19 protein-coding genes are annotated in these 22,430 nt (G+C 71.3%); 10 read left to right on the top strand and 9 right to left on the bottom strand.

Features of this window, described 5'->3' with window-relative positions:
* Nucleotides 1-5 precede the first annotated feature (5 nt).
* The 3 genes from ACFYZR_RS15480 (at nt 6) to ACFYZR_RS15470 (ending at nt 2,562) form a co-directional block, all read left to right on the top strand.
* Nucleotides 6-797 carry a GPP34 family phosphoprotein gene (locus tag ACFYZR_RS15480; protein WP_391910275.1) on the top strand — a complete coding sequence of 264 codons (792 nt, stop codon included), beginning with the start codon at nt 6-8 and terminating at the stop codon, nt 795-797.
* 440 nt (nt 798-1,237) lie between these two features.
* Nucleotides 1,238-2,128, top strand: coding sequence for a helix-turn-helix domain-containing protein (locus ACFYZR_RS15475; protein WP_391910698.1), 891 nt, complete (start codon nt 1,238-1,240; stop codon nt 2,126-2,128).
* Nucleotides 2,129-2,358: 230 nt separating this feature from the next.
* The gene (locus tag ACFYZR_RS15470) at nt 2,359-2,562 is read left to right on the top strand and encodes a DUF397 domain-containing protein (RefSeq protein WP_126914603.1); all 204 of its coding nucleotides are present in this window, start codon (nt 2,359-2,361) and stop codon (nt 2,560-2,562) included.
* A gap of 183 nt (nt 2,563-2,745) precedes the next feature.
* On the opposite strand, the gene ACFYZR_RS15465 is transcribed toward ACFYZR_RS15470, so the two are convergent.
* The 4 genes from ACFYZR_RS15465 to ACFYZR_RS15450 all read right to left on the bottom strand — a co-directional run bounded on the left by ACFYZR_RS15465 (nt 2,746) and on the right by ACFYZR_RS15450 (nt 9,061).
* Nucleotides 2,746-3,894 carry an ADP-ribosylglycohydrolase family protein gene (locus tag ACFYZR_RS15465; protein WP_391910273.1) on the bottom strand — a complete coding sequence of 383 codons (1,149 nt, stop codon included), beginning with the start codon at nt 3,892-3,894 and terminating at the stop codon, nt 2,746-2,748.
* Between the two features lie 193 nt (nt 3,895-4,087).
* Complete coding sequence (locus ACFYZR_RS15460; RefSeq protein ID WP_391910271.1) at nt 4,088-5,374, bottom strand: hypothetical protein; 1,287 nt, start codon at nt 5,372-5,374, stop codon at nt 4,088-4,090.
* 78 nt (nt 5,375-5,452) lie between these two features.
* The gene (locus ACFYZR_RS15455) at nt 5,453-8,080 is read right to left on the bottom strand and encodes a bifunctional FO biosynthesis protein CofGH (RefSeq protein ID WP_391910269.1); all 2,628 of its coding nucleotides are present in this window, start codon (nt 8,078-8,080) and stop codon (nt 5,453-5,455) included.
* Between the two features lie 123 nt (nt 8,081-8,203).
* Entirely contained in the window at nt 8,204-9,061 is an 858-nt protein-coding gene (locus tag ACFYZR_RS15450; RefSeq protein ID WP_391910267.1) for a TIGR03619 family F420-dependent LLM class oxidoreductase, read from the bottom strand.
* Between the two features lie 316 nt (nt 9,062-9,377).
* Here ACFYZR_RS15450 and ACFYZR_RS15445 point away from each other — a divergent pair, with 316 nt between their 5' ends.
* On the top strand, nt 9,378-10,889 hold the full coding sequence (locus tag ACFYZR_RS15445) for a CehA/McbA family metallohydrolase (RefSeq protein WP_391910265.1): 1,512 nt from the start codon (nt 9,378-9,380) through the stop codon (nt 10,887-10,889).
* A 141-nt stretch (nt 10,890-11,030) separates the two neighbouring features.
* Nucleotides 11,031-11,504: a DUF3574 domain-containing protein gene (locus ACFYZR_RS15440; protein WP_391910263.1), complete on the top strand. Its 474-nt coding sequence runs from the start codon at nt 11,031-11,033 to the stop codon at nt 11,502-11,504.
* A 28-nt stretch (nt 11,505-11,532) separates the two neighbouring features.
* Here ACFYZR_RS15440 and ACFYZR_RS15435 read toward each other — a convergent pair whose 3' ends face one another.
* Entirely contained in the window at nt 11,533-12,435 is a 903-nt protein-coding gene (locus ACFYZR_RS15435) for a helix-turn-helix domain-containing protein (protein ID WP_391910261.1), read from the bottom strand.
* Between the two features lie 350 nt (nt 12,436-12,785).
* Between ACFYZR_RS15435 and ACFYZR_RS15430 the strand changes: the two genes are divergently transcribed.
* The 5 genes from ACFYZR_RS15430 (at nt 12,786) to ACFYZR_RS15410 (ending at nt 15,985) form a co-directional block, all read left to right on the top strand.
* Entirely contained in the window at nt 12,786-13,028 is a 243-nt protein-coding gene (locus tag ACFYZR_RS15430; protein ID WP_391910259.1) for a hypothetical protein, read from the top strand.
* The gene (locus ACFYZR_RS15425) at nt 13,000-13,521 is read left to right on the top strand and encodes a DUF6879 family protein (protein WP_391910257.1); all 522 of its coding nucleotides are present in this window, start codon (nt 13,000-13,002) and stop codon (nt 13,519-13,521) included. The genes ACFYZR_RS15430 and ACFYZR_RS15425 overlap by 29 nt, the downstream gene beginning before the upstream one ends.
* Before the next feature lie 15 nt (nt 13,522-13,536).
* Nucleotides 13,537-14,385 (top strand): helix-turn-helix domain-containing protein, encoded by an 849-nt coding sequence (locus ACFYZR_RS15420; protein ID WP_391910255.1) that lies wholly within the window; start codon nt 13,537-13,539, stop codon nt 14,383-14,385.
* A 372-nt stretch (nt 14,386-14,757) separates the two neighbouring features.
* On the top strand, nt 14,758-15,234 hold the full coding sequence (locus ACFYZR_RS15415) for a glycine-rich domain-containing protein (protein ID WP_391910253.1): 477 nt from the start codon (nt 14,758-14,760) through the stop codon (nt 15,232-15,234).
* A gap of 76 nt (nt 15,235-15,310) precedes the next feature.
* The gene (locus ACFYZR_RS15410) at nt 15,311-15,985 is read left to right on the top strand and encodes a class I SAM-dependent methyltransferase (RefSeq protein ID WP_391910251.1); all 675 of its coding nucleotides are present in this window, start codon (nt 15,311-15,313) and stop codon (nt 15,983-15,985) included.
* Nucleotides 15,986-16,039: 54 nt separating this feature from the next.
* Here ACFYZR_RS15410 and ACFYZR_RS15405 read toward each other — a convergent pair whose 3' ends face one another.
* The 4 genes from ACFYZR_RS15405 to ACFYZR_RS15390 form a co-directional block, all read right to left on the bottom strand.
* On the bottom strand, nt 16,040-17,626 hold the full coding sequence (locus ACFYZR_RS15405) for an APC family permease (RefSeq protein ID WP_391910249.1): 1,587 nt from the start codon (nt 17,624-17,626) through the stop codon (nt 16,040-16,042).
* 195 nt (nt 17,627-17,821) lie between these two features.
* A complete protein-coding gene (locus ACFYZR_RS15400) occupies nt 17,822-19,600 on the bottom strand; it encodes an amidohydrolase family protein (RefSeq protein ID WP_391910247.1) in 1,779 nt (592 codons plus the stop codon).
* 196 nt (nt 19,601-19,796) lie between these two features.
* A complete protein-coding gene (locus ACFYZR_RS15395) occupies nt 19,797-20,927 on the bottom strand; it encodes an LLM class flavin-dependent oxidoreductase (RefSeq protein WP_391910245.1) in 1,131 nt (376 codons plus the stop codon).
* A 130-nt stretch (nt 20,928-21,057) separates the two neighbouring features.
* Nucleotides 21,058-22,284 (bottom strand): amidohydrolase family protein, encoded by a 1,227-nt coding sequence (locus tag ACFYZR_RS15390; protein WP_391910243.1) that lies wholly within the window; start codon nt 22,282-22,284, stop codon nt 21,058-21,060.
* Nucleotides 22,285-22,430 lie beyond the last annotated feature (146 nt).

Genomic DNA, 22,430 nt, shown 5'->3' with positions numbered 1-22,430 from the left:
CATGGATGGGCAGGAGCCGCAGAACAATTCCGGAGGAGCTTCTGCTGCTCGCCCTGGACCCGGCCACGGGTACCACGGCGCAGCCGCAGTCGCTCGACCTCGGTCTCGCCGGAGCGCAGCTCGTGGAGCTGGCTCTGGCCGGACGGATAGCCCCAGACGGGGATCGTATCGCCGTGGTGCACCCACGGCCGACTGGTGATCCGACCCTGGACACCGCGCTCGAGCTGTTGCGCCGCCGCGGCAGCCCGGTGCGCGCCGTCCACTGGATCGGCGGGCCCCGGCTGGGGCTGCGTCAGACGTATCTCACGCACCTGGAGCGGTGCGGCATGGTGCATGCCGTGGCGGGCCAGATGTGCGGGGTGCTGCCGACCACGCGCTACCAGGCGACGGACACGGCGATCAGCCGGGAGATCAGGGCCCGGCTGGACAGCGCGATCCGCACCGGCGTCCCGCCGGACCCGCGGACGGCCGCGCTCGCCGCCCTGGCCCACGCGGTCGGCCTGGGCAAGCACCTCTACCCGGGCAACGAGGGCCGTTCCTCACGGTCCCGGCTGCGCGACCTCATCCGGCACGACCCGATGGGCGGGCTCGTCGCGCACGCCGTGATGGACGTGCAGAACGGGGTCGCGGCGCAACCGCGCCGGGCGCCGGCCACGGCCGGCCCGGCGGGCGGCGGCGGTTCGGGCCGTCGCGCGGCCGTACGGGCGCCGGTCGAGCCGGCGACGGTCGGCACGGTCGGCACGGGCCGGGCGACCCCGCACCGCGGTGGGGTCATGGCCCGCGCGGGCGCCTCGTGAAACGGTTCCGCAGCCGCTGACCACCGTCGTACCACCGCCGGCACCACCCCCGGCACAACTTCGTGCACAGCCCAACGCACAGTCCCAGGCACAACCCCACGCACAATCCCAGGCACCACTTCCGCTCCATCGACCGCACCGCGGTCCCCCTGACCCCGGTCCGGGAGCCGCAGCAGCGCGGGGCGGCGGGCCGCACCGTCCGAGGACGGTGGCACGGCCCCGCCGCCCCGCGTGCGCGTCCTGTGAGCGTCACGCACGCGTACGCGCGCACAGACGCGCGCCCGTGCGGTCGTGTACGTAGTCGCGACTACGTCACGCGCATCCGCATCAGGGTCACCACAAGCGGACCCGGTGTAAGCATTTTCCAGCGCCGCCCCGGCCGGTGGTGGCAGGCTGCCGGAGCAGGAGACAGCAGCATGACGGAGCCGGAGGTGCGTCCCGTGGCGTCCAGTGTCAACCCCACCGTAAGGCGGCGCCGATTGGGGCAGGAGCTACGCAAGCTCCGTGAGCTCAAGGGCATGACCGCCGAGGAGGTGGCCGAGCGGCTCCTGGTCTCGCAGTCGAAGATCAGCCGGCTGGAGAACGGCCGCCGCAGCATCAGCCAACGCGACGTCCGCGATCTGTGCGGCGTGTACGGCGTCGAGGATCACCGCATCGTCGATTCGCTGATGCAGATGGCGAAGGAGTCACGACAGCAAGGCTGGTGGCATGCGTTCGGCGACATCCCGTACAGCGTCTACATCGGACTGGAGACGGACGCGGCGTCGTTGCGCGTCTACGAGGCGTCGCTCGTGCCCGGGCTGCTCCAGACGCCCAACTACGCCAACGCCGTGACCGAGGGATCGTGGCCGGAGGCCACCGCGGCGGACGTCGAACGGCGTGTACAGGTGCGGATGCGCCGTCAGGAACGCATCACGGACCCGGAGAACCCGCTGCGCCTGTGGGCGGTCATCGACGAGTCCGCGCTGCGCAGGATCGTCGGAAACAGCACCATCATGCGCGAACAGATGGAGCATCTGGTGGAGTTCAGCCTCCAGCCGCACATCACCGTGCAGGTGCTGCCGTACGCGGTGGGCGCGCACCCGGGCATGTACGGGAAGTTCTCGATCCTCGAGTTCCACGATCCGCAGGACGCGAGCACCGTCTACCTGGAGGGCATCACCAGCGATCTGTACCTGGAGAAGCCCAACGACGTCCAGGCGTACAGCGTGATGTATGAGCATTTGCGGATGCAGGCGCTCAACGCCGAGGACTCACGGCGGTTCATCCTCCAGGTCGCGGAGGACTGGGCGCGGGACGGCCGGACGGAGGGGCCGGGCAAGCAGCCCTGAGATGCGGGGGCGGGACCGTACACCCCTTCCCACTGTGAAGGAAGGGGTGATGGATATATGCCATCCGGTCGAGTGAACGGGCCATTCATCAGGTGATGTTGGCGCGTAACGTCGATCGCGTCGGGACACCGGCCCCACCGGTCCGGCCAGTGGGTTCCCGGCCGTCTTCGGCCGACACCCGGGCGATTCCCGGCCGTACCAGGCAGCACTCATAGGCATCGGAGCAATTCATGGCGATTCAGCAGGGAAAGACCACGTGGCGGAAGTCCTCCTACTCGCTGGCCCACGGCGACTGCGTCGAGGTCGCCTCCCCGCTCGTGCGGTCCATCGCGGTCCGTGACTCCAAGGACCCGCAGGGCCCCGCCCTCGCTTTCTCCTCGGAGTCCTGGTCCGCCTTCGTGACGGTCGTCGGCGACAGCGCGCAGTCCCTCTGACCGACCGCGTTGACGCGGATCACCCGGCACTGCGACGCAAATCCGCCGTATCGATATTTCCGCAGAGAGCCCTCTTGTCGCCTGGCATCCCGTCCCGGCCGAGAGGGCTCCGCCATGCCCGGCACAGAATCGAAGCACCTGTCCGGGCCATTACGGTCCGGGCCTTACGGTCCGGGCCATTGCTTACGCCCGGGGATACCGCGCCAGCCAGGCCGCCGACGAGGCGGCGCCGGGCGGGCCGTGCAGCGCGGGTCCCTGGGTGAGCTCCATGGCGAAGTCGTCGGCGAGTTCCAGGATCGTGCCCCGTCCCTCCAGCTCCGCCACCCACCCGGGCGGCAGCGCGGTCTCCCCGTGCACGGCACCCAGGAGGTTGCCGCAGATCGACCCCGTCGAGTCCGAGTCCCCGCCGTGGTTGACCGCGAGCAGCAGGCCGTGACGGACGTCCTCGGCCACCAGCGCGCAGTACAGCCCCATCGCCAGGGCCTCCTCCGCCACCCAGCCCTCGCCCAGCGACCGGAGCCGCTCGGCCGAGGGCGGGCCCTGCCTGACGGCGGCCAGGGCGCCCCGCAGCGCGGCGGTGGTCTCCTCGTGGCCGGGCCGGGCCGCCAGCATCTCCAGGGCCCGCACGGCGGCGGCCTCCAGCGGCTCGCCCCGTACCGCGCCGTGCACGATGACGGCGAAGGCGGCGGCCGAGAGCCGGCCGGTGGGGTGACCGTGGGTCTGTGCCGCGCACTCGTCGGCCAGCTGGAGGACGAGGCCGGGGGCCCAGTCCGCCAGCAGCCCGAACGGCGCGGAGCGCATCACCGCGCCGCAGCCCTTGGAGTCCGGGTTCTTGGGCGCGGCCAGGGTGCCCATCCGGTGGTCGGCGAGGCCGGAGAGGCAGGCGTTGCCGGGGGCCCTCCGTGCGTAGAGCCACTCCTGTCCGGCGAGCCAGCCCGCGTCCCGCACCCGTTCGTCGGGGCCCCAGCCCTCCTGTGTGGCGGCCCAGCGCAGATGCGCGCGGTGGACGTCGGCCGGCGGGTGCCAGGCGCCGGTGTCACGGCGGACGTGGGCCCGGATCAGCCCCTCGACCGTGAAGAGCGTCATCTGGGTGTCGTCGGTGACGGCGCCGCGCCGGCCGTACGCGGGCACGTAGTCGGTCACGCCCGCGGGGCCGTGCGCGGCGCGGATCGCCTCCAGGGAGTCGAACTCGATGCCCGCGCCCAGCGCGTCCCCGATCGCCCCGCCGAGCAGGCAGCCGCGCACCCGGGAGCGGAAGTCCTGCTGTTCGGCCCGGCCCCGGGGAAGGGGCCCGGGGGCTCCGGCGGTACCCGCCGCGGCGGTCGTGGTCACGTGTCCGGCCTCCTGGACGGGCGAGGGGCGAGCGGGCCGCGGGCCCCGTTCACCGGGGCCCGCGTCGGTCGGCACGGCGCCATGTCGGCACAGCGTCACGTCGGCACAGCGCCGTGTCGGTACGGCACATGCCGGTACGGCACTGTAGTGCGCCGCGGCCGGCCCGGCGTCCCGGACGCCGGGCCGAAGGCGATTACGCGCCAGGCCCCTTGGCCGGGCGCACCGTGTTCATGATCTTGTCGATCTGGGCCTCGGTGAGCGCGTCCGGGACGCCCTGGTCCGCGTAGATGACCCAGCCGTGGAAGGTGCCGTCGGGCATCTTCTGGGCGATGGACTTCACGATCGCGGTGGGCGGCACGCACGCGCTCGGGCGGTTGGTGACGGTGACCTTGGCGGTCGCCGTCCAGCCGTCGATGCCGTTGTGCTTCCACTCCTTCTCGTCGGTGAACTCCAGCTTGGGCTTGTGGTCCTTGCCGCCGTAGGCCATGAAGCCCCAGTTGCCCGCCCAGTTGCGGGCGTTCGTCTTGAGGTCGCCGTCCTTGCCGCCGCCGGTGGTGCCCACCGTGGCGAGCTGGCCCTGGCCGGCCTCGCCGAAGGCGTCGGGGTTGGGCTGCGAGGAGCAGCCGCCCTCCTTGTAGTTGGACGTACCGGTCATCACGACGACCGGCTTGCCGTCCTCGGTGTACGAGATGGCCGTGTCGGTGGGGAAGACCTTCCACTTGTCGGCCTTGCCCGGCACGTCGTACTGGAAGTAGTGCTCCGCGCGGAGCTGCGTCTGCCACCCGGCGACGGTGGGCTGCTGGGCGGACGGGCCGGCCGAGGCGCCGCCGTCCGCCGGCTTGTCCGGCTGCCCGGGCGCGGCGGGGGCCTGCGACTGGGACTGGCCGGCCTGGGGCTTGTCGTTCTTCTTGTCGTCGTCACCGCCGCTGTTGCCGCTGAGGGCGAAGTACGCGCCGCCGCCGATGACGGCGAGCGCCACGACGCCGCCGATGACGGCCATCAGCGTCTTGTTGCTCTTCCCGGTCTGCGGGCCCTGGGCCTGACCGTAAGGGGCCTGGCCGTGGGGAGCCTGGCCGTAAGGCGCCTGACCCTGAGGAGCCTGGCCGTGGGGGGCCTGCGGCTGCGGCGGCCACGGCTGCTGGGCCATCGGCGCCGGGGGCATTCCGTGCGGCGGGGCCGTGCCGGGGCCGGGGACCGGGCCGGGCGCGCCGGGACCCTGGGCACCCGGGACGGGCCCCGGGGCGCCGGGCACCGGGCCCGGGGCGGGCGGCGGGGGCGGCGGGACCGCGCCCGGGGCGCCGCCCTGCGCGGGGCCGGGCGGCGGCGGTACGGCGGGCTGGGAGATCATCGTGGGCTGGGCGTGCCCATCGCCGTCCGGGCCCCAAGTGGGCGGCGGGCCGAAGCCGCCCTGCGGCGGCGTCGAGGGGTTCTGCGGCTGCTCGGGCTGCTGCGGCTGTGGGGGGTTCTGGGGCCAAGACATGCGGGACACCTTATGCGGGCACTGTCGCCGCCGGATCGGCGGTCCGCGACAGAACCGCAACACTTGTACGAACGAAGATCATTCGCTGCCGTCCAGCACCGGCAGCAGCGTGGGCAGATGGCCGTCCGAGGCGAGGGCGGCGTCCTGCCGTTCCTTCGGCACCTCGCCGTAGAGCGTCGTCCGGGGCCGCGCGGGGCGACCGGCGGCCTCGGCTATCGCGACGAGGTCCTGGATCGAGCGGTACGAGCCGTACGAGGAGCCCGCCATCCGGGAGATGGTCTCCTCCATCAGGGTGCCGCCCAGGTCGTTGGCGCCCGAGCGGAGCATCTCCGCCGCGCCGTCCATGCCCAGCTTGACCCAGCTCGTCTGGATGTTGGGGATATGGGGGTGAAGCAGCAGCCGGGCCATCGCGGTGACCGCGCGGTTGTCCCGCATGGTCGGGCCGGGGCGGGCGATGCCCGCGAGATAGACAGGGGCGTTGGTGTGGATGAAGGGCAGGGTGACGAACTCGGTGAAACCGTCCACGCCCTTGGCGAGCGCACTCCGCTGGATCTCGGCGAGCAGCCGGAAGTGGCCCAGCCAGTGCCGGGGCTGGTCCACATGCCCGTACATCATCGTGGAGGACGAGCGGATGCCCAGCTCGTGCGCCGTCTTGATGACCTCGACCCAGGTGGCCGTGGGGAGCTTGCCCTTGGTGAGGACCCAGCGGACCTCGTCGTCCAGGATCTCGGCGGCGGTGCCGGGGATGGAGTCGAGCCCGGCCTCCTTGGCGGCGGTCAGCCACTCCCGGATGGACATGCCCGTGCGCGTCGCGCCATTGACGACCTCCATCGGCGAGAAAGCGTGGACGTGCATGCCGGGCACCCGCTCCTTCACCGCGCGGGCGATGTCGAAGTAGGCGGTGCCCGGCAGGTCGGGGTGGATGCCGCCCTGCATGCAGACCTCGACAGCGCCCACGTCCCACGCCTGCGCGGCGCGGTCGGCGACCTGGGTGAGCGAGAGGGTGTAGGCGTCGGCGTCGGTGCGCCGCTGGGCGAAGGCGCAGAAACGGCAGCCGGTGTAGCAGACGTTGGTGAAGTTGATGTTCCGTGTGACGATGTAGGTGACCTCGTCCCCGACGACGGAGCGGCGGAGGTCGTCGGCGACGCGGCACAGGGCGTCCAGGGCGGGGCCGTCGGCGTGGAGGAGGGCGAGCGCCTGGTCGTCCGTCAGCCGGGTGGGGTCGTCGGCGGCCTGTCGCAGTGCCTCGCGGACGTCGCCGTCAATGCGCTCGGGGGCCATGCCGGGGGCGGCGGCCTCGCGGAGCGCGTCCCAGTCGCCGTAGACCTCGTCGAAGTCCTCGCGGCGGTCGGCGGTGCGGCCCTCGGTGTCGATGGCGCGGTGGAGGTCCGTACGGCCGGAGGCGGTGAACACCTCTTCGGGCTCCTGCCAGGGGATGCCCTTGACCTCGGCGTTCTCATTCGCCAGGCCGGTCTCGGGGTCGGCCAGGGCGCGGACGTGGGGCAGGATGCGGGGGTCCAGCCAGGGCTCGCCGCGCTGGACGAACTCCGGGTAGACGGCGAGGCGTTCCTTGAGGCGGAAGCCGGCCGCCGCCGAACGCTCGGCGAGCTCCTCGATCGCGGGCCAGGGGCGCTCGGGGTTGACGTGGTCCGGGGTGACCGGGGAGACGCCGCCCCAGTCGTCGATGCCGGCGCCGATGAGGCGGGCGTACTCGTCGTCCACCAGGTTGGGCGGGGCCTGGAGGCAGCCGGAGGGGCCCATGATGAGCCGGGCGACGGCCACGGTGGCGACGAGGTCGTCGAGGGTGGCGTCCGGCATGCGGCGCATAGCCGTGTCCGACTTGGCGCGGAAGTTCTGGATGATGAGTTCCTGGATGCCGTGGTAGGCACGGGAGATCCGGCGCAGGGCGAACAGGGACTCGGCGCGCTCCTCGGGCGTCTCGCCGATGCCGATGAGCAGCCCGCTGGTGAGGGGGACGGAGCTGCGGCCCGCGTCCTCCAGGTGGCGCAGCCGGACAGCGGGCTCCTTGTCGGGCGAGCCGTGGTGCGGCATGCCCGGCTCGCTCCACAGCCGCTGGGCGGTGGTCTCCAGCATCAGGCCCATGGAGGGCGACACCGGCTTGAGGCGCTGGAAGTCCGTCCAGGTCATGACGCCCGGGTTGAGGTGGGGCAGCAGGCCGGTCTCCTCCAGGATGCGGATGGAGACGGCGCGGACGTAGGCGATGGTGTCGTCGTAGCCGTGGGCGTCGAGCCACTCACGGGCCTCGGGCCAGCGGTCCTCGGGCTTGTCGCCGAGGGTGATCAGCGCTTCCTTGCAGCCGAGTTCGGCACCGCGCCGGGCGATGGCCAGCACCTCGTCCGGGGACATGAACATGCCCTCGCCCGCGCGGCGGAGCTTGCCGGGGACGGTGGCGAAGGTGCAGTAGTGGCAGCGGTCGCGGCAGAGGCGGGTGAGCGGGATGAAGACGCTCTTGGAGTAGGTGATGACGCCGGGCCGCCCGGCGGCCTCCAGGCCCGCGTCCCGCACCCGGGCGGCGGAGGCGCACAGGTCCGTAAGGTCGGCGCCGCGCGCCCGGAGCAGCACGGCGGCCTCGGTGACGTCCAGCGCGACGCCGTCGCGGGCGCGTTTGAGCGCGCGTCGCATGGCGTTGGCGGTCGGGGCGACCGGGGTGTTCGGCTGTTCGGGACGCGGTGCGCTCGAAGTCATTGTCCGAGCATACGAGCGGACACCGACACCGCCATGTACTGGAAGCGGACGTTCCATGTGCCTCTCGTCACGTCAGACGGAGGCATCCTCCGGAATGCCCCGGAGGCACCGCTTCCACTGTGGCTACAGGAACTCCGCGTGCGCGTCCAGCGCCCTCAGCACCTCCGCCTCGGGGGCCGCCGGCAGCCCGACCGCGACCTCCTCGATGCCCAGGTCGGCGTAGTGCGCGAGCTTGCCCGCCGAGGGGTGGACGGCGTACGGCATGACCTCCGGCTCCCCCGGCCGCCCGGCCGCCGTCCAGACCCGGCGCAGCTCCGGCAGCGTCTCGCTCAGTCCGCTGCCGCCCACCGGCATCCAGCCGTCCGCGTACTCGGCGATGTGGGCGAAGAGCTTCGGCCCGGCCGCGCCGCCGATCAGGGTGCGCGGCCCCACCAGCGAGTCGGTGCCCTGGAGCCGGCGCGGGCGCCGGACGGGCTTGGGGTGCGCCCAGCTCGCCTGGACCGAGCCGAATTCGCCGTCGTAGGCCGTCGGTTCCGCCGACCACAGCGCGCGCATCAGCGCCATCCTGTCGCGTACCAGCTCCCGGCGGGTGCCCCAGTCGACGCCGTGGTCCTCGGCCTCCTCCACGTTCCAGCCGTAGCCGACGCCGAGGGTGAACCGGCCGCCGCTGAGGAAGTCCAGGGTGGCCGCCTGCTTGGCCAGAATGATGGGGTCCTGCTGGGCCACCAGCGCCACGCCGGTCCCCAGCTCGATCCGGTGGGTGACGGCGGCGGCCTGCGCGAGCGCCAGGAAGGGGTCGACGGCACGGCCGTACTCGCGCGGCAGCGGGTCACCGGCCGGCGCGGGGGTCTTGCGGCTCACCGGAATGTGGGTGTGCTGCGGCAGATAGAGCCCGGCGAAGCCGCGTTGCTCCAGCTCATGGGCCAGCCGGACCGGGCTGATCGTCTCATCGGTGAGAAAGATCGTGGTGGCGATCCGCATCCCGGGGCACCTCCGTCGTCGCGGCCGTCTCGCGTGTGACCCACGGTATGCCCTGCGGGGCGGCCGCGGGGCACCACGCGCGGTCGTGTTCCGACGTATGTCGAGACGCGTGCCGAGAGGTGTGCCAAGACGTGTGCCAAGACGTGTGCCGATGTGTGTGCCGAGACGTGTGCCGATGTGTGTCGACGCGTGTTCGCGTACCGGCCGCCACGCGCGTCGGCGGGTGTTCCACCGGCCGCCACCCGGGCGTACAACAGTGGGTCACGGCAGTCACGGCACCGGCACGGGCCGACACGGCCCACGCGAGGAGGCGGGGATGAACCGGCGCGACGTACTCAGGATGGCGGCTGTCGCGGGAACGGTGAGCGCGCTTACGCTCGAAGGCGTGAGCTTCGCCCACGCCGAAGGCCGGGAACCCCGGCCCGGCGAGGAAACGCGCAAGGTCACCGGCCGGCTGCCGGTCGGCGCCCCGGACTTCGTCCATCTCCCCGTCGAAGTGCCGCGCGGCGTCCGTGAGATCGCCGTCTCGTACAGCTACGACAGACCCTCCGTGCCCGCCGGCACCCAGGGCAACACCTGCGACATCGGCATCTTCGACGAGCGCGGCACCGCGCTGGGCGGGCCCGGCTTCCGCGGCTGGTCGGGCGGCGCCCGCACGGAGTTCTTCGTGGGCACCGAACGGGCCACGCCCGGCTACCTCGCCGGGCCCGTCCGCCCCGGCACCTGGCACGTCGTCCTCGGCCCGTACACGGTGGCCCCGCAGGGGCTCGCCTACGAAGTCGCGGTCACCCTGCGGTACGGGACACCGGGAGCCACTCCGAAGCCGGTGTACCCGCCGCAGCGGGCCCGGGGCCGGGGCCGCGCCTGGTACCGGGGAGACAACCACCTCCACAGCGTCCACTCCGACGGGCTGCGCACCCCCGCCCAGATCGCCGCCGCGGCCCGGACCGCCGGGCTGGACTGGATCACGACGACGGAGCACAACACGACCTCCGCGCACGGGGCGTGGCAGGGCCTGTGGGGCGACGACCTGCTGATCCTCACGGGCGAGGAGGTCACCACGCGCAACGGCCACGTCCTCGCCCTCGGCACCGACCCCGGCGTCTTCATCGACTGGCGCTACCGCGCGAGAGACCACGCCTTCGGACGTTTCGCGCGAAGAATCCGGCAAACGGGCGGACTCGTCGTCCCGGCCCACCCGTACGCGACGTGCGTCGGCTGCGGCTGGAAGTTCGGCCTCGACGAGGCGGACGCGGTGGAGGTCTGGAACGGCCCGTACACCCCGGACGACGAGATGGCCGTCGCGGCCTGGGACAACACCCTCGTCGCCGCGGCCCGCTCCGGCGGCCGCTGGCTGCCCGCCATGGGCAACAGCGACGCCCACCGCGAACCCCAGGTCGTCGGACTGCCCCAGACGGTCGTCCTGGCCGACGCACTCTCCCGCGAGGCCCTGCTGGCGGGCATCCGCGCGGGGCGCAGCTGGATCGCGGAATCGTCGTCCGTGGAGCTGTCGTTCACGGCCGTCGGCGGGCGCGGCACGCACGCGGGCATCGGCGAGCGGCTGCGGGCCGCGCCCGACGAGCAGGTCACCGTACGGCTGAAGGTCACGGGCACGACGGGCTGCTCGGCCTCCTTCGTCACGGACCAGGGACGGATGTTCACCGCGCCGGTGCCGGCGGACGGCACGCTGGAGTGGCGTACGACGCCCGGGCAGGCGGCGTACGTACGGGCCGAGGTGCGGCACCCGGCGGGCGACGGCGGGTCGTCGGGACTGCCGGGCACGATGGCGGCGATGACGAACCCCGTGTTCCTGGGAACGGCCCCGTGACACGGGGCACGAACGCCTGACGGCCGCGAACACACCGCGAAATCCCCGCGAACAGCACCACATCCACGGCCTTCCGCCACTAGAGTTCTGGCGCTTCGTCACCTCTGGCATCACCTCCCATGGAAGGGAACAGCCATCCCCATGCCGAAGACCTCCTCCCGCGTCCGGCTCGCCTCCGTCGCCCTCACCGCGGCCCTGCTCGGCGCGAGCGCTCCCGTCGCGTACGCCGCCTTCGACGACCCGGAGCCCAAGGCCGCCGCCGGCGCGCCGGCGCGGGCGGTCGGCAAGCCGTACGTCAAGACCGAGCTGCTCTTCGGCACGGCCAAGCCCAACGGCGGTTCGCCGGTCACCGACAAGGAGTTCCGCGCGTTCGTCGACGAGGTCGTCACCCCGCGCTTCCCGGCGGGCCTGACGGTCGAGAACACCTACGGCCAGTACCGCGACGCCCACGGGAAGATCGAGCACGAGCGCTCGTACAAGCTCACCCTCCTCTACCCGAAGGGCGAGGCCCGGACCGCCGGCACCAAGATCGAGCAGATCCGCGCCACGTACAACAAGCGTTTCGCCCAGGAGTCCGTGGCCCGCGTCGACGACAACGAGCTCGTCGACTTCTGATCGCCCGGCGAGGCGGCCCGGCGTGCGGTCAGGCCGCCTCGTCGGCTCCCATCACGTGGTCACGACAGTCCCGACACCGGCCGGGCCCGTTCGCCCTGAAGGCCCGTTCGCAGCCGTCGCAGGTCTGGAACGGCAACGGTCGAGCGAGCCGCTCCGTGCCCGAAGCCCGGGGCTCGGCCGGTCCTGTCACGGGCAGGGCGGGCGGCAGCCAGTGAGCGAGGCGGTAGGCGAGCAGGCGCACGGGCCAGGTGATGCCGCCAACCGGCAGGTCGGCGGTCAGTGTGCGGACGACCTGCGCGGGGCCCACGTCCCGGTCGAGCCAGGCGCGTACGGCCGGGGCGAGGCGCCGGACGTCCTTCTCGGAGAGCAGCAGCCGGGGATCGCGGCGCCGCAGCCCGGCGAGCAGGCCGGAGGCGGGTTCGTCGACGGGACCGTCAGCGGGCGGTAGCGGCTTCGGCGGTGGTGGCTGTGGCGGTTTCCGCAGCGCGACGGGGCATTCGAGCCTGGGGGCCGGTCGAGGAACGGGAGTGGAAGGCCGCTTCACGAGATCGATCCGCTTGCCGGGGTCCGGAGGCAGCGCGCCGGGACGCTCGTACCAGCGGGTCGCGGTCACGACCCGGCCGCGTTCGGTCCGGAGGCGCCTGCGCTCCAGATACCCGGCGTCCTCCAGCTCGTTGAGGGCCCGGCCGATGACCATCTCGCCTTCGCGGAAGCGGCGGGTGAGGTCCTTGATGCCGACGAGAGCCCCGTCGGGCAGCGACTGGATGTACACGCCGAGGCCGATTGCGACGGCGGACAGGTCCGGGTGCTGGGCGAGGTGATTGCCGACGACGGTGAAATTCGCTTCGTGCCGGTGCCGGACATGAACCACTCCGGCTCGCGGCAACTCGCCGCGCACGCACTCACGCGCGCTAGACTGCGTTTCAGTCATTGGGAAGTTGTGGTCTTCCTGGATGATCAGGCCCTCGCTCGGGATGCCACTCCCGGCGGGGGCCGTCGTCTGTTTGCGGTTGTCGGCGCGACCGTACCGCGCCCTTCTCCGCATCTGCCACGCCTATCACCCGATGGGGTGACACGCGCCCGGTTGGGTGGGTATTGGTTCTTTCCCGGTTTCTTTAACAGGACGTCGGGCTCGTGCAGTTCGCGGCGATCCGGGACGAGGAAACCCCGATCCGGTGAGACGGCTCGTCCAACCAGGCCGTCTACCGCCCCTTGACGCGCCAAGCGTCCACGGCGAGTCTCGTAGACGTCTGTAGAACCGGCAGGCCGACGGAGGCTGTCATGGCGCTACTGTTCATCGCGAAGGACCCGAACACCAACGGCACCCAGTGCCCCACAGCCTGGGTGGATGACGAAGCGCAGGAGATCGTCATCCAGGGCTGGAAGGCAGGGGAAGCTCTGTTGGTCAAGTGCCTGGAGTCGGGCCCCATTCCGGAGAGTGAAGCGGTGGTGCGGCTGCCGATCCGCATGGTGCCCGCCATCAGGGAGGCATGTGATGTCGCAGACCGACTTGGCGTTCGCTGACCTACTGGCGAACACTCGGCACTCCGCCGTCCACCTTGAGATGCGCGACTCCTACGGCATCGGCGAGGAAGCAGCTGAGTTCGAAGCCTGGCGCGCCGGTTGGCGCCCATCCAGCGAACCGGGGACATGGTGGAACGACTTTCACGCGATGGTGAGCGACGCCGTGGCGCGCGGCGTTGCGTTCCGCCGTGCGCGGGTCGTCTCAGAGCCGGTGAGCGACTACATCCGATACGAACACAGCTGCACCTACCAGAACATTGCGGCGGGGGAGCGGGTGCGTTGGCTGCCTCGCCGCAATGCCTCGGACATCGCCCTCCCCGGCAACGACTTCTGGCTGTTCGACGAGCGAGTCATCATGTGGAACCACTTCACGGGAGGCGGCGGGTCCGCCGGACCAGAGCTGGATGAGCGACCCGACGTGGCGAAGCTGTGCTCTACCGCCTTCGAGGTGGTATGGGAGCGGGCGACGCCCCACGAGGAGTACCGGATCTGATCAGCGCGTCCAGAGATGCCCACCCCACCCTCATCCAGTGTTCAGGCGGCCCGGAAGGCCGTTGCCGACCGCCTCCGGGAGATCCGCCGGGACGCCGGGCTGACCGCCAAGGAGGTGGCTCAGCGCGCCGGCTGGTACCCCTCCAAGGCGTCACGCCTGGAGAACGCCGTGACGCCGCCATCCGACGCCGACATTCGCGCATGGTGTGCTGCATGCGGGGCGGATGACGTCGCCATGGACCTGATCGCCGCCTCTCGCTCCGCTGACAACATGTACGTGGAGTGGAGGCGGGTTCAGCGCACAGGGCTGCGCAGGCTCCAGGAGTCGTACGTCCCTCTTTTCGAACGCACCCGGGTGTTCCGCATCTACTGCTCGAACGTCATTCCAGGTGTGCTCCAGACCCATGCCTACGCCACGGCGCTCATGAGTGCGATCACGGATTTCCACGGCACCCCCAACGATGTCGCCGAAGCGGTCGATGCACGGCTGGCCCGGTCGCACGTGGTCCGTGAGGGTAACCATCGCTTCGCGTTGCTGGTAGAGGAATCGGTCCTGCGCCACCGGGTCGGAGACGCCGAAACCATGGCGGGGCAGCTTGGATATCTGCTGTCGGTGATGGCCTATCCATCCGTCTCTCTCGGAGTCATCCCCTTCTCTGCATCACGGCGCATGTGGATGATCGAGACGTTCAGCGTGTACGACGAAGACATTGCGCAAGTCGAACTGCTGACAGCGCAGGTGAACGTAACTGCTCCCACCGAGATAGTCCAGTATCTGAAGGCGTTCGGAGAGTTTGCCGACCTCGCCGTGTACGGCGCCAAGGCGCGCGCCCTCATCACCTCCGCCGTGGACGCCCTCGGCTAACTCTCGTGGAACTTCGTAGAACCTTGTTGGGGTCCGCGTGACCACGTCCCTAGCGTGTCGGCATGGCAAGCAGCAGAGAGCCGACGCCGGGCAGGTCCTCGCGGATGACGCTGCGGGTCAGCCGCGACAGTGGGCGGACGTACGGGCCGACACGAGCGGTTCGAGCGGATGGCCCCGTCGTCATCCTGGAGAACCCTGTGCGCTACCCGCCGTGCGAGTGTCCCCGCTGTGCGCCCGAGCGGCAGGCTTCGCGGGCGATATCGGCCCGTTCCCTGCGACCTGCCTAGCCGCCCGCTCCAGTCGTCGTCTTCACCCAGACACATGACCGTAGCGGGCTCACGTCCGAGCATCGCCCTTCCGAGGAGGTAAGACGTGACCATCGTGGAAGAACGTCCCGCCGTCGACGCGGGAACCCTCGTCAGCGCCGAGCTGCGCGAGACCATCGCCGGCGACGTACGAGCGAAGTACGACCACATCACCGCCGACATGGCGTATCGCGGTGTGGGGCAGATGCTGGCGTTCGTGGCCGCCAGCGCCACCAGTGAGAAGCCACTGAGCCCGTCCCCGCTGGTGGATGACTTCTGGCACGCGTTCGTCCTGCGGACCAAGGCGTACGCCGACTTCTGCCAGGACGCGTTCGGGAAGTTCGTCCATCACCAGCCCGGGTTCCTGGGCCGTGAGGAGCACGGCGGGGGCAAGGGCCTGCGGGCGCGGACGGTGGACGCCATCCAGGCGGCGGGATACGCGGTCGACCTGGAGTTCTGGCCGGAGTTGGACAACGCCGACTGCTCGCAGTGCCACGCCAACTGCCACAACAGCCCGAAGCACGCCACGGCCCAGGCCGGTTGAGTCCGGCACAGACCCCTTGGTCAGCCGTACCGCCCGGTGCGGCTGGCCGCCCCTCTCAGTCCACGAGGAGAAGCGCGTGACCGACACGACGGCGTGGGACATCTATGCCCGCAAGAAGCCCGGCGGACGGCGGGAGAAGAACGCCAAGGGGGAGACCACCTGGTTCAACTGGACCCAGTACCCCGACCACGGCCCCGGAATCGAGGTCTTGGGAGAAGCCGAGAGAGTGGCACTCCTGGAGCTGGGGTGCGGCTCAGGGGGGAACCTCGCCCATGCGGCCACCCTCGGACACCGCGCCGTCGGCGTCGACGTCTCCCCCATCCAGCTCATGGCCGCCCGCGGGCGGTGGGGCGGCCTGCCGGGTCTGGAGCTGCACCAGCGGGGCGCACTCGACTTCATGAGTGAGACCGCCGAGCGTTTCGACGCTGTGTACTCCGTTTTCGGCGCCATCTGGTTTACCGACCCGGGCCAGATGTTCCCCGCCATCCGCCAGGTCCTCAAGCCCGGCGGAGTGCTCGCGTTCTCCCAGCGGCCCCCGGTCGAAGGCTGCTACGGCTGCCAGGCGTCGTACATCAATCAGGCCGACGACCCGAATCCCCTGGTCGTGAAGCGCTGGGACTACACCCCCGACATGTGGACCGACCTCCTGAAGGAGCACGGGTTCCGCTACGCCCTGGCGAAAGAGATCACTCCGCCGGAAGGCTGGAAGACCGGCACTCTCCTGGTCCGAGCCCTGGCGCCCGGCGCCTGAGCCCACAGCCCCTGAAGCGGGCGGCCTGCTCCACCGCTCGGACGGGCCGCTCGCTCAGGAATTCTCGACGCGCACCGGCGCAGACCGTGTCAGCACTTCACCCCGGAAGAACGCCGGGCTGCGCCGCCGCATCAGCTCCATCAGCACCACGCCCAGGAGGAGCAGGCCCACCCCGATGACGAAGACCGAGCCGACGCCGAGCACCTCGCTGCCGCTGCCGTAGGCCGGGTTCCACATGTCGTGGAGCGTCTTGCAGAAGACCGACGCCAGCAACAGCCCACCCGTTAGCGGGAAGACGCCTTTGAAACACGCGTCCCGCACCGAATTTCGCAGCTCGCCCCGGAAGAACCACACACAGGCGAACGCCGTGATCGAGTAGTAGAAGCAGATCATCAGCCCCAGCGCGTAGATGGTGTCGACCAGCACGTTGCGGCTGAGGAAGCTCATCCCGGCGTAGAAGACGCCGGTGGCGACGCCCGCCGCGACCGTGGCCCGGCCGGGTGAGCGGAAGCGCGGGTGGACGCGGGCGAAGGACGGGGGAAGTGCCTGGTAGGCGCTCATCGCGAGGACCGTCCGCGCCACCGGCAGGAAGGTCGTCTGGAGGCTGGCCGCGGCGGACGCCAGCACGGCCACGAAGAGCAGGACGCCGAGGACGGGGCCCAGGACGGGGTCGGCGAGCGCGGCGAAGACGTTGTCGGCGGTCGCGGGGTCGCCCAGCCCGGGGCCCTTGCCGCCGGCCCCGGCGAACATCTGGGCGGCGACGGCGGTCAGCAGGTACGAGCCCACCAGCACGACCATCGCCAGCAGCGCCGCCCGGCCCGGCGTCCTGGCGCTGCCCTCGGTCTCCTCGTTGACGGTCAGGCACGCGTCCCACCCCCAGTACATGAAGATGGAGAGCGAGAGCCCCGCCGTGAAGGCGCTGAAGGACTCGACCTCGAAGGGGTTCAGCCACGTCCACGAGAAGCCGAGGGAGCCGGAGCCGGGCAGGCCACCGCCGGACCGCGCCTTCGTGAACGCCATGGCCACGAACAGGGCGAGCACGGCCAGCTGGAGCCCGACCAGCGTGTACTGCACCCCTTTGGTGGCGGTCATGCCGCGATAGCTGACGGCCGTCGCTGCGGCGATGAACACCAGGCAGGTCGCGACATGGACGAGCCGGTCACCGTCGAGGGCGGCGATGGAGTCGCTGCCGGTGAGCCGGCCGAGCAGCAGATAGAAGAAGGAGGTCGCGACGCCCGCGAGGTTCGACAGCACGATGATGGTCGCGATGACCAGGCCCCAGCCGCACATCCAGCCGACCCGGGGCCCGAAGGCCCGTACGGTCCAGGTGAAGGACGTACCGCAGTCGGGGAGGGCCTTGTTGAGCTCGCGGTAGGCGAAGGCGACCAGCAGCATCGGGAGGAAGCCCGCGAGGAAGACGGCGGGCATCTGGACCCCGGCCTTGCCCACGGTCGGGCCCAGGGTGGAAGTCAGGCAGTAGACGGGCGCGACGGTCGAGATACCGATGACGGCGCTGCCCAGCAGACCGACGGAGCCGCCGCTCAGGCCCTTGGCCCGCGGCTCCCGGGCGTCACGGCCCGCGACGCCCTCTGCCGTCCTTACCGTTCCTCCGGCCCCCGGCCGCGGATGCACCTGAACCATGGCGAGGACGTTAAGTGGTGCTGTATCCGCATCCGGAGAACTTTCCTCCGGGAGCCGGGCCTCTAACTCTCCCGCCCAAACAGCTTGTTGATCTTCCTAATGAAGGCGCCCACACTGTTACGTCAGGTAACACCAAGGGGGAACCCCAGCCCTCACCAGGTACGGGAATCGCACCTCCACCCCTTTTGTCCCGGTTCAAAATTTTCCCGTCCCCGGTCCCGTCGCCACCGTCTCCGTGTCCCGCCCCGACCGCAGCACCCGCCCCGGCACCGCCCCCGTCACCACGTCGTGCCGGACGGTCTCCACGCCGTTGACGCGTACGCTCACCACCCCCACCGCCCGCGAGTCCAGCCGGGCGCCGTCGCCCGGCAGGTCCCGGACCAGCGTCGCCGGGCCCGCGTCGACGCGCTCGGGGTCGAAGAGGACGAGGTCGGCGCACCAGCCCTCGGCGATCCGGCCGCGCTCGCGCAGCCCGAAGAGGCGCGCGGGCTCGTCGGTGAGCATCCGTACCGCCCGCTCCAGCGGCACCAGCTTCCGCCCACGCAGACAGTCGCCCAGGAAGCGCGTCGGGTAGGGGGCGCCGCACATCCGGTCCAGATGGGCCCCGGCGTCCGAGCCGCCGAGAAGGACGTCCTCGTGGTCCCAGGCGAGGCGGCGCAGCTCCCAGCTGGCGGGGTCGTTGTCGGTGGGCATCGGCCACAGGACGGTGCGCAGGTCGTCGGCGGCGCAGATGGCGACCAGCGTGGCGAAGGGGTCGGTGCCGCGCTCGGCGGCGATGTCCTCGACGACGCGGCCGGTGAGGCCGTCGTTCTCCGGGGCGTAGGTGTCGCCGACGACGTACCGGCCGAAGTCGGTGAGACGGCGGAAGGCGCCGGCCTCCGGGCTCGCCGCGCCGCGCAGCAGCCGTTCGCGGACGGCCGGGTCGCCCAGCCGGTCGATCCGTTCCGGCAGCGGAAGTCCCAGGATCTCGCCCCAGCCGGGGAGGAGATGGAGGGCGCAGAAGGTGCCCAGCGACATGTTCATGGGGGTGAGGATCGGCATGGTCAGGGCGACGATCCGGCCGCCCGCCGCGCGGGCCCGCTCGCTGGTGACCAGCTGGTGCGGCACCCGGCCGGGGACGGTGGACTCGATGGTGAGGACGTTCCAGTTCAGCGGGCGCCCGGCGGCGGCCGTCAGTTCCACGAGGAGCGCGCTCTCCTCCGCCGACAAGTGGTCCAGGCAGCCGGGGACGATGGCCTCCAGCTGGGTGCCCTCGTGCTCGCCGACCGCGCGGGCGAGGGCGAGGAGTTCGTCGGGGCGGGCGTGCCGGGAGGCGACGGGCCGGCCGTCGCCGTCGGAGTGGGTGTTCGAGCGGGTGGTGGACAGCCCCCAGGCGCCGGCGTCCATGGCGTCGTGGAGCAGCGCTGTCATCTGCCGTGATTCCGCCGTGTCAGGGGTGCCGCCGACGGCGGACGGGCCCATCGCGTACCGCCGCAGCGCGCAGTGACCCACCATGAAGCCCGCGTTGATCGCGATCCGGCCGTCCAGCGCGTCGAGGTAATCGCCGAATGAGGACCAGTCCCAGGGCGCGCCCTGCTCCAGGGCGGTGAGCGACATGCCCTCGACCTTGCTCATCATCCGCCGGGTGTAGTCGGCGTCGGCCGGGCGGCCCGGATGGAGCGGGGCGAGGCTGAAGCCGCAGTTGCCGCCGACGACGGTGGTGACGCCGTGGCTCAGGGAGGGCGCGGCGTAGGGGTCCCAGAAGAGCTGGGCGTCGTAGTGGGTGTGCGGGTCGACGAAGCCGGGGGCGAGGACGAGTCCGGTGGCGTTCTCCTCGGTCCGGGCCCGGTGCCCGACCCGGCCGCCCGCCTTCACCCCGCCCGCGCCCCGGTCGATCAGCGCGATCCGGCCGTCCCGGATGCCGACGTCGGCCACGTACGCGGGACCTCCGGTGCCGTCGACGACGGTGGCGCGGCGGATGAGGTGGTCCAGCACGGTCGGGCTCCTCTCGCTCGGCGTTCCCGGGCGGGGCGCGGCACCCCCGGGGCACGGCGTTCGCGAACGGGCACGGCGTTCGCGGACGGGGCCGGCGTTCGCGGACGGGGCCGGCGTTCGCGGACGGGGCCGGCGTTCGCGGACGGGGCCGGGGCGGCGGCCCGGGAGGCGCCGCCCCGGGGCGTGGGGCGGCCGCTCAGGCGTGCCCGGCGGCCTGGCGGTAGCGCGTGGTGCGGTGGACCGGATCGGTGTCTATCTTCGGGACGACGTGCTCGCCGATGAGCCGGATGGTCGTCATCGTGTCCTCGTAGGGGATGCCGATCGGCAGGCCGAAGGACAGCTGGTCGGCGCCGGCCTGCTCCCAGCGCTTGCACTGCCGGAAGACCTCGTCGGGGTCGCCGCAGATCATCAGCTCCTCGGCGATGAGCAGCTCGATGATCTCCTCGGTGTACTCCGGCAGCAGTTCGGGCCACCGGGGGATGCCCTCGGGGCGGGGGAACGTGTCGTGGTAGCGGAAGAGCAGCGACTGGAGGTAGTTGAGGCCGCCGCCCACCGCGATCTCGACGGCCTTGGCGTGGGTCTCCGCGCAGATGGCGGTCGAGGTGACCATGACGTTGTCGTTGACGTAGTCGCCGACGGGCCGGGCCTCCTTGACGGCGGTCTTGTAGGAGTCGACGACCCACTCCATGTCGGAGACCTTCTGGACGCTGAAGCCGAGGACGCCCAGCCCCTTGCGGGCCGCCATCGCGTACGAGGAGGGCGATCCGGCGGCGTACCACATGGCGGGGTGGGAGGGCCCGTACGGCTTGGGCAGGACCGTGCGCGGCGGCAGGGACCAGTGTTTGCCGGCGAATCCCTCGTAAACCCCCTCCCGCCACATCTTCGGGAACTCGGCGATGGTCTCCTCCCACATCGCCTTGGTGGCGTCCATGTCGGTCACGTCCGGCAGGAAGCCCAGGATCTCGTGGCTGCCCGCGCCCCGGCCGGTGCCGAACTCGAAGCGGCCGCCGGAGAGGTGGTCGAGCATGGCGGCCTTCTCCGCGAGTTTCACGGGGTGGTTGACCTTGGGCAGCGGATTGAAGATGCCGGAGCCGAGGTGGATGCGCTCGGTGGCGTGGGCGAGGTAGCCGAGGAAGACGTCGTTGGCGGAGAGGTGGGAGTACTCGTCCAGGAAGTGGTGCTCGGAGGCCCAGGCGTATTTGAAGCCCGACTTGTCCGCCTGGACGACGTAGGCGGCCTCCTCCATCAGCGCGTGGTGCTCGGCCTGGGGGTCGTCGCGCGACCGGCTGGCCGGCACATAGCCCTGTACGAAGATCCCGAATTCCACGAGGTCACCCCGTCCTTTTCTGACGTTTTTCCGACGCCTCTTCCTGACGTACCGTCAGATCGATTGACGCGATGCGACTGTGGCACCGGTCACATCCACCGTCAAGGCCACCGCCAAGGCCGCGGGGCCGTCAGGCCCGGGCCCCCGCCCAGAGCCCCTCCGGCGTGAGGCCGAGCAGCTCGACGGCGTTGCCCCGCACGACGCGCTCCACGACCTCCGGCGCCAGGTGGGCCATCTGCTCCTCGGCGACCTGGCGCGAGCGGGGCCAGGTGGAGTCGGAGTGCGGGTAGTCGGTCTCGTACAGCACGTTCCCCACCCCGACGGCGTCGAGGTTGCGCAGCCCGAAGGCGTCGTCGAAGAAGCAGCCGTACACCTGGCGGGCGAAGAGCTCGGAAGGCGGGGTGAGCACCTTGTCCGCGACGCCGCCCCAGCCCCGGTTCTCCTCCCACACTGTGTCCGCGCGCTCCAGGACGTACGGGATCCAGCCGATCTGTCCCTCCGCGTACATCAGGCGCAGGCCGGGGAAGCGGTCGAGCTTTCCGGACATCAGCCAGTCGGCGAGCGAGAAGCAGCAGTTGCCGAAGGTGAGGACGGAGCCCACGGCGGGCGGCGCGTCGGCCGAGGTGGAGGGCATCCGGGAGGAGGAGCCGATGTGCATCGCGAGGACGGTGCCGGTCTCCTCGCAGGCGCGCAGGAAGGGGTCCCAGGCGTCACTGTGGACGGACGGCAGGCCGAGGTGGGGCGGGATCTCGGAGAAGCAGACGGCGCGTACGCCGCGAGCGGCGTTGCGCCGCACCTCGGCGGCGGCGAGCTCCGCGTCCCACAGCGGCACGATCGCGAGCGGGATCAGACGCCCGTGCGCCTCGGGGCCGCACCACTCCTCGACCGTCCAGTCGTTGTAGGCCCGTACGCACAGCAGGGCCAGCTCCCGGTCGGCGGCCTCGGCGAAGGTCTGGCCGCAGAAGCGCGGGAAGGTGGGGAAGCAGAGGGCGGACTGGACGTGATTGAGGTCCATGTCGGCCAGTCGGTCGGGCACGCTGTAGGAGCCCGGCCGCATCCGTTCGTAGGTGATCCCTTCGAGTTTGATCTCGTCCCTGGAGCATCCGACGGCGGTATCAAGCCGCGTAAGAGGACGGCACAAATCCTCATAGACCCACCAGTCCGCCTCCGGGCCGTCGTCACCCGGGGTGCCCATGACGGGCGCGAAGCGGCCGCCCTCGAAGGTCATGCCCTTCACCGGGGCCCTCACGATCCGTGGCCCGACGGCGTGGAATTTCGCCGGTAACCGGTTCCGCCAGACGTCGGAGGGCTCCACTGTGTGGTCGTCCACCGAGATTATCTTGGGGAAGCTCGCCATGGCCGACACCGTAGCGCCGATCTGACGGTTCGTCAGGACAGTGCGGTTCCGGCCCGTGGCCGGGCGCTCCCGGACCGTACGGAGAGGGCCGGACCCCTGCTGACGTAGCAGCCCTGAACAAGGCAGACTGGCCGGTGCGACCGAGC

This window comes from Streptomyces sp. NPDC001678, from assembly GCF_042892945.1.
In the GTDB taxonomy this organism is placed as follows: domain Bacteria; phylum Actinomycetota; class Actinomycetes; order Streptomycetales; family Streptomycetaceae; genus Streptomyces.
This window is presented reverse-complemented; position numbering and strand designations above follow the sequence as displayed.

Coding starts and splice junctions, on each gene's coding strand:
- ACFYZR_RS15480 (WP_391910275.1), top strand. CDS start 6: ATGGGCAGGAGCCGCAGAACAATTCCGGAGGAGCTTCTGCTGCTCGCC.
- ACFYZR_RS15470 (WP_126914603.1), top strand. CDS start 2,359: ATGGCGATTCAGCAGGGAAAGACCACGTGGCGGAAGTCCTCCTACTCG.
- ACFYZR_RS15460 (WP_391910271.1), bottom strand. CDS start 5,374: ATGTCTTGGCCCCAGAACCCCCCACAGCCGCAGCAGCCCGAGCAGCCG.
- ACFYZR_RS15455 (WP_391910269.1), bottom strand. CDS start 8,080: ATGACTTCGAGCGCACCGCGTCCCGAACAGCCGAACACCCCGGTCGCC.
- ACFYZR_RS15450 (WP_391910267.1), bottom strand. CDS start 9,061: ATGCGGATCGCCACCACGATCTTTCTCACCGATGAGACGATCAGCCCG.
- ACFYZR_RS15445 (WP_391910265.1), top strand. CDS start 9,378: ATGAACCGGCGCGACGTACTCAGGATGGCGGCTGTCGCGGGAACGGTG.
- ACFYZR_RS15440 (WP_391910263.1), top strand. CDS start 11,031: ATGCCGAAGACCTCCTCCCGCGTCCGGCTCGCCTCCGTCGCCCTCACC.
- ACFYZR_RS15435 (WP_391910261.1), bottom strand. CDS start 12,435: ATGACTGAAACGCAGTCTAGCGCGCGTGAGTGCGTGCGCGGCGAGTTG.
- ACFYZR_RS15430 (WP_391910259.1), top strand. CDS start 12,786: ATGGCGCTACTGTTCATCGCGAAGGACCCGAACACCAACGGCACCCAG.
- ACFYZR_RS15425 (WP_391910257.1), top strand. CDS start 13,000: ATGTCGCAGACCGACTTGGCGTTCGCTGACCTACTGGCGAACACTCGG.
- ACFYZR_RS15420 (WP_391910255.1), top strand. CDS start 13,537: ATGCCCACCCCACCCTCATCCAGTGTTCAGGCGGCCCGGAAGGCCGTT.
- ACFYZR_RS15405 (WP_391910249.1), bottom strand. CDS start 17,626: ATGGTTCAGGTGCATCCGCGGCCGGGGGCCGGAGGAACGGTAAGGACG.
- ACFYZR_RS15390 (WP_391910243.1), bottom strand. CDS start 22,284: ATGGCGAGCTTCCCCAAGATAATCTCGGTGGACGACCACACAGTGGAG.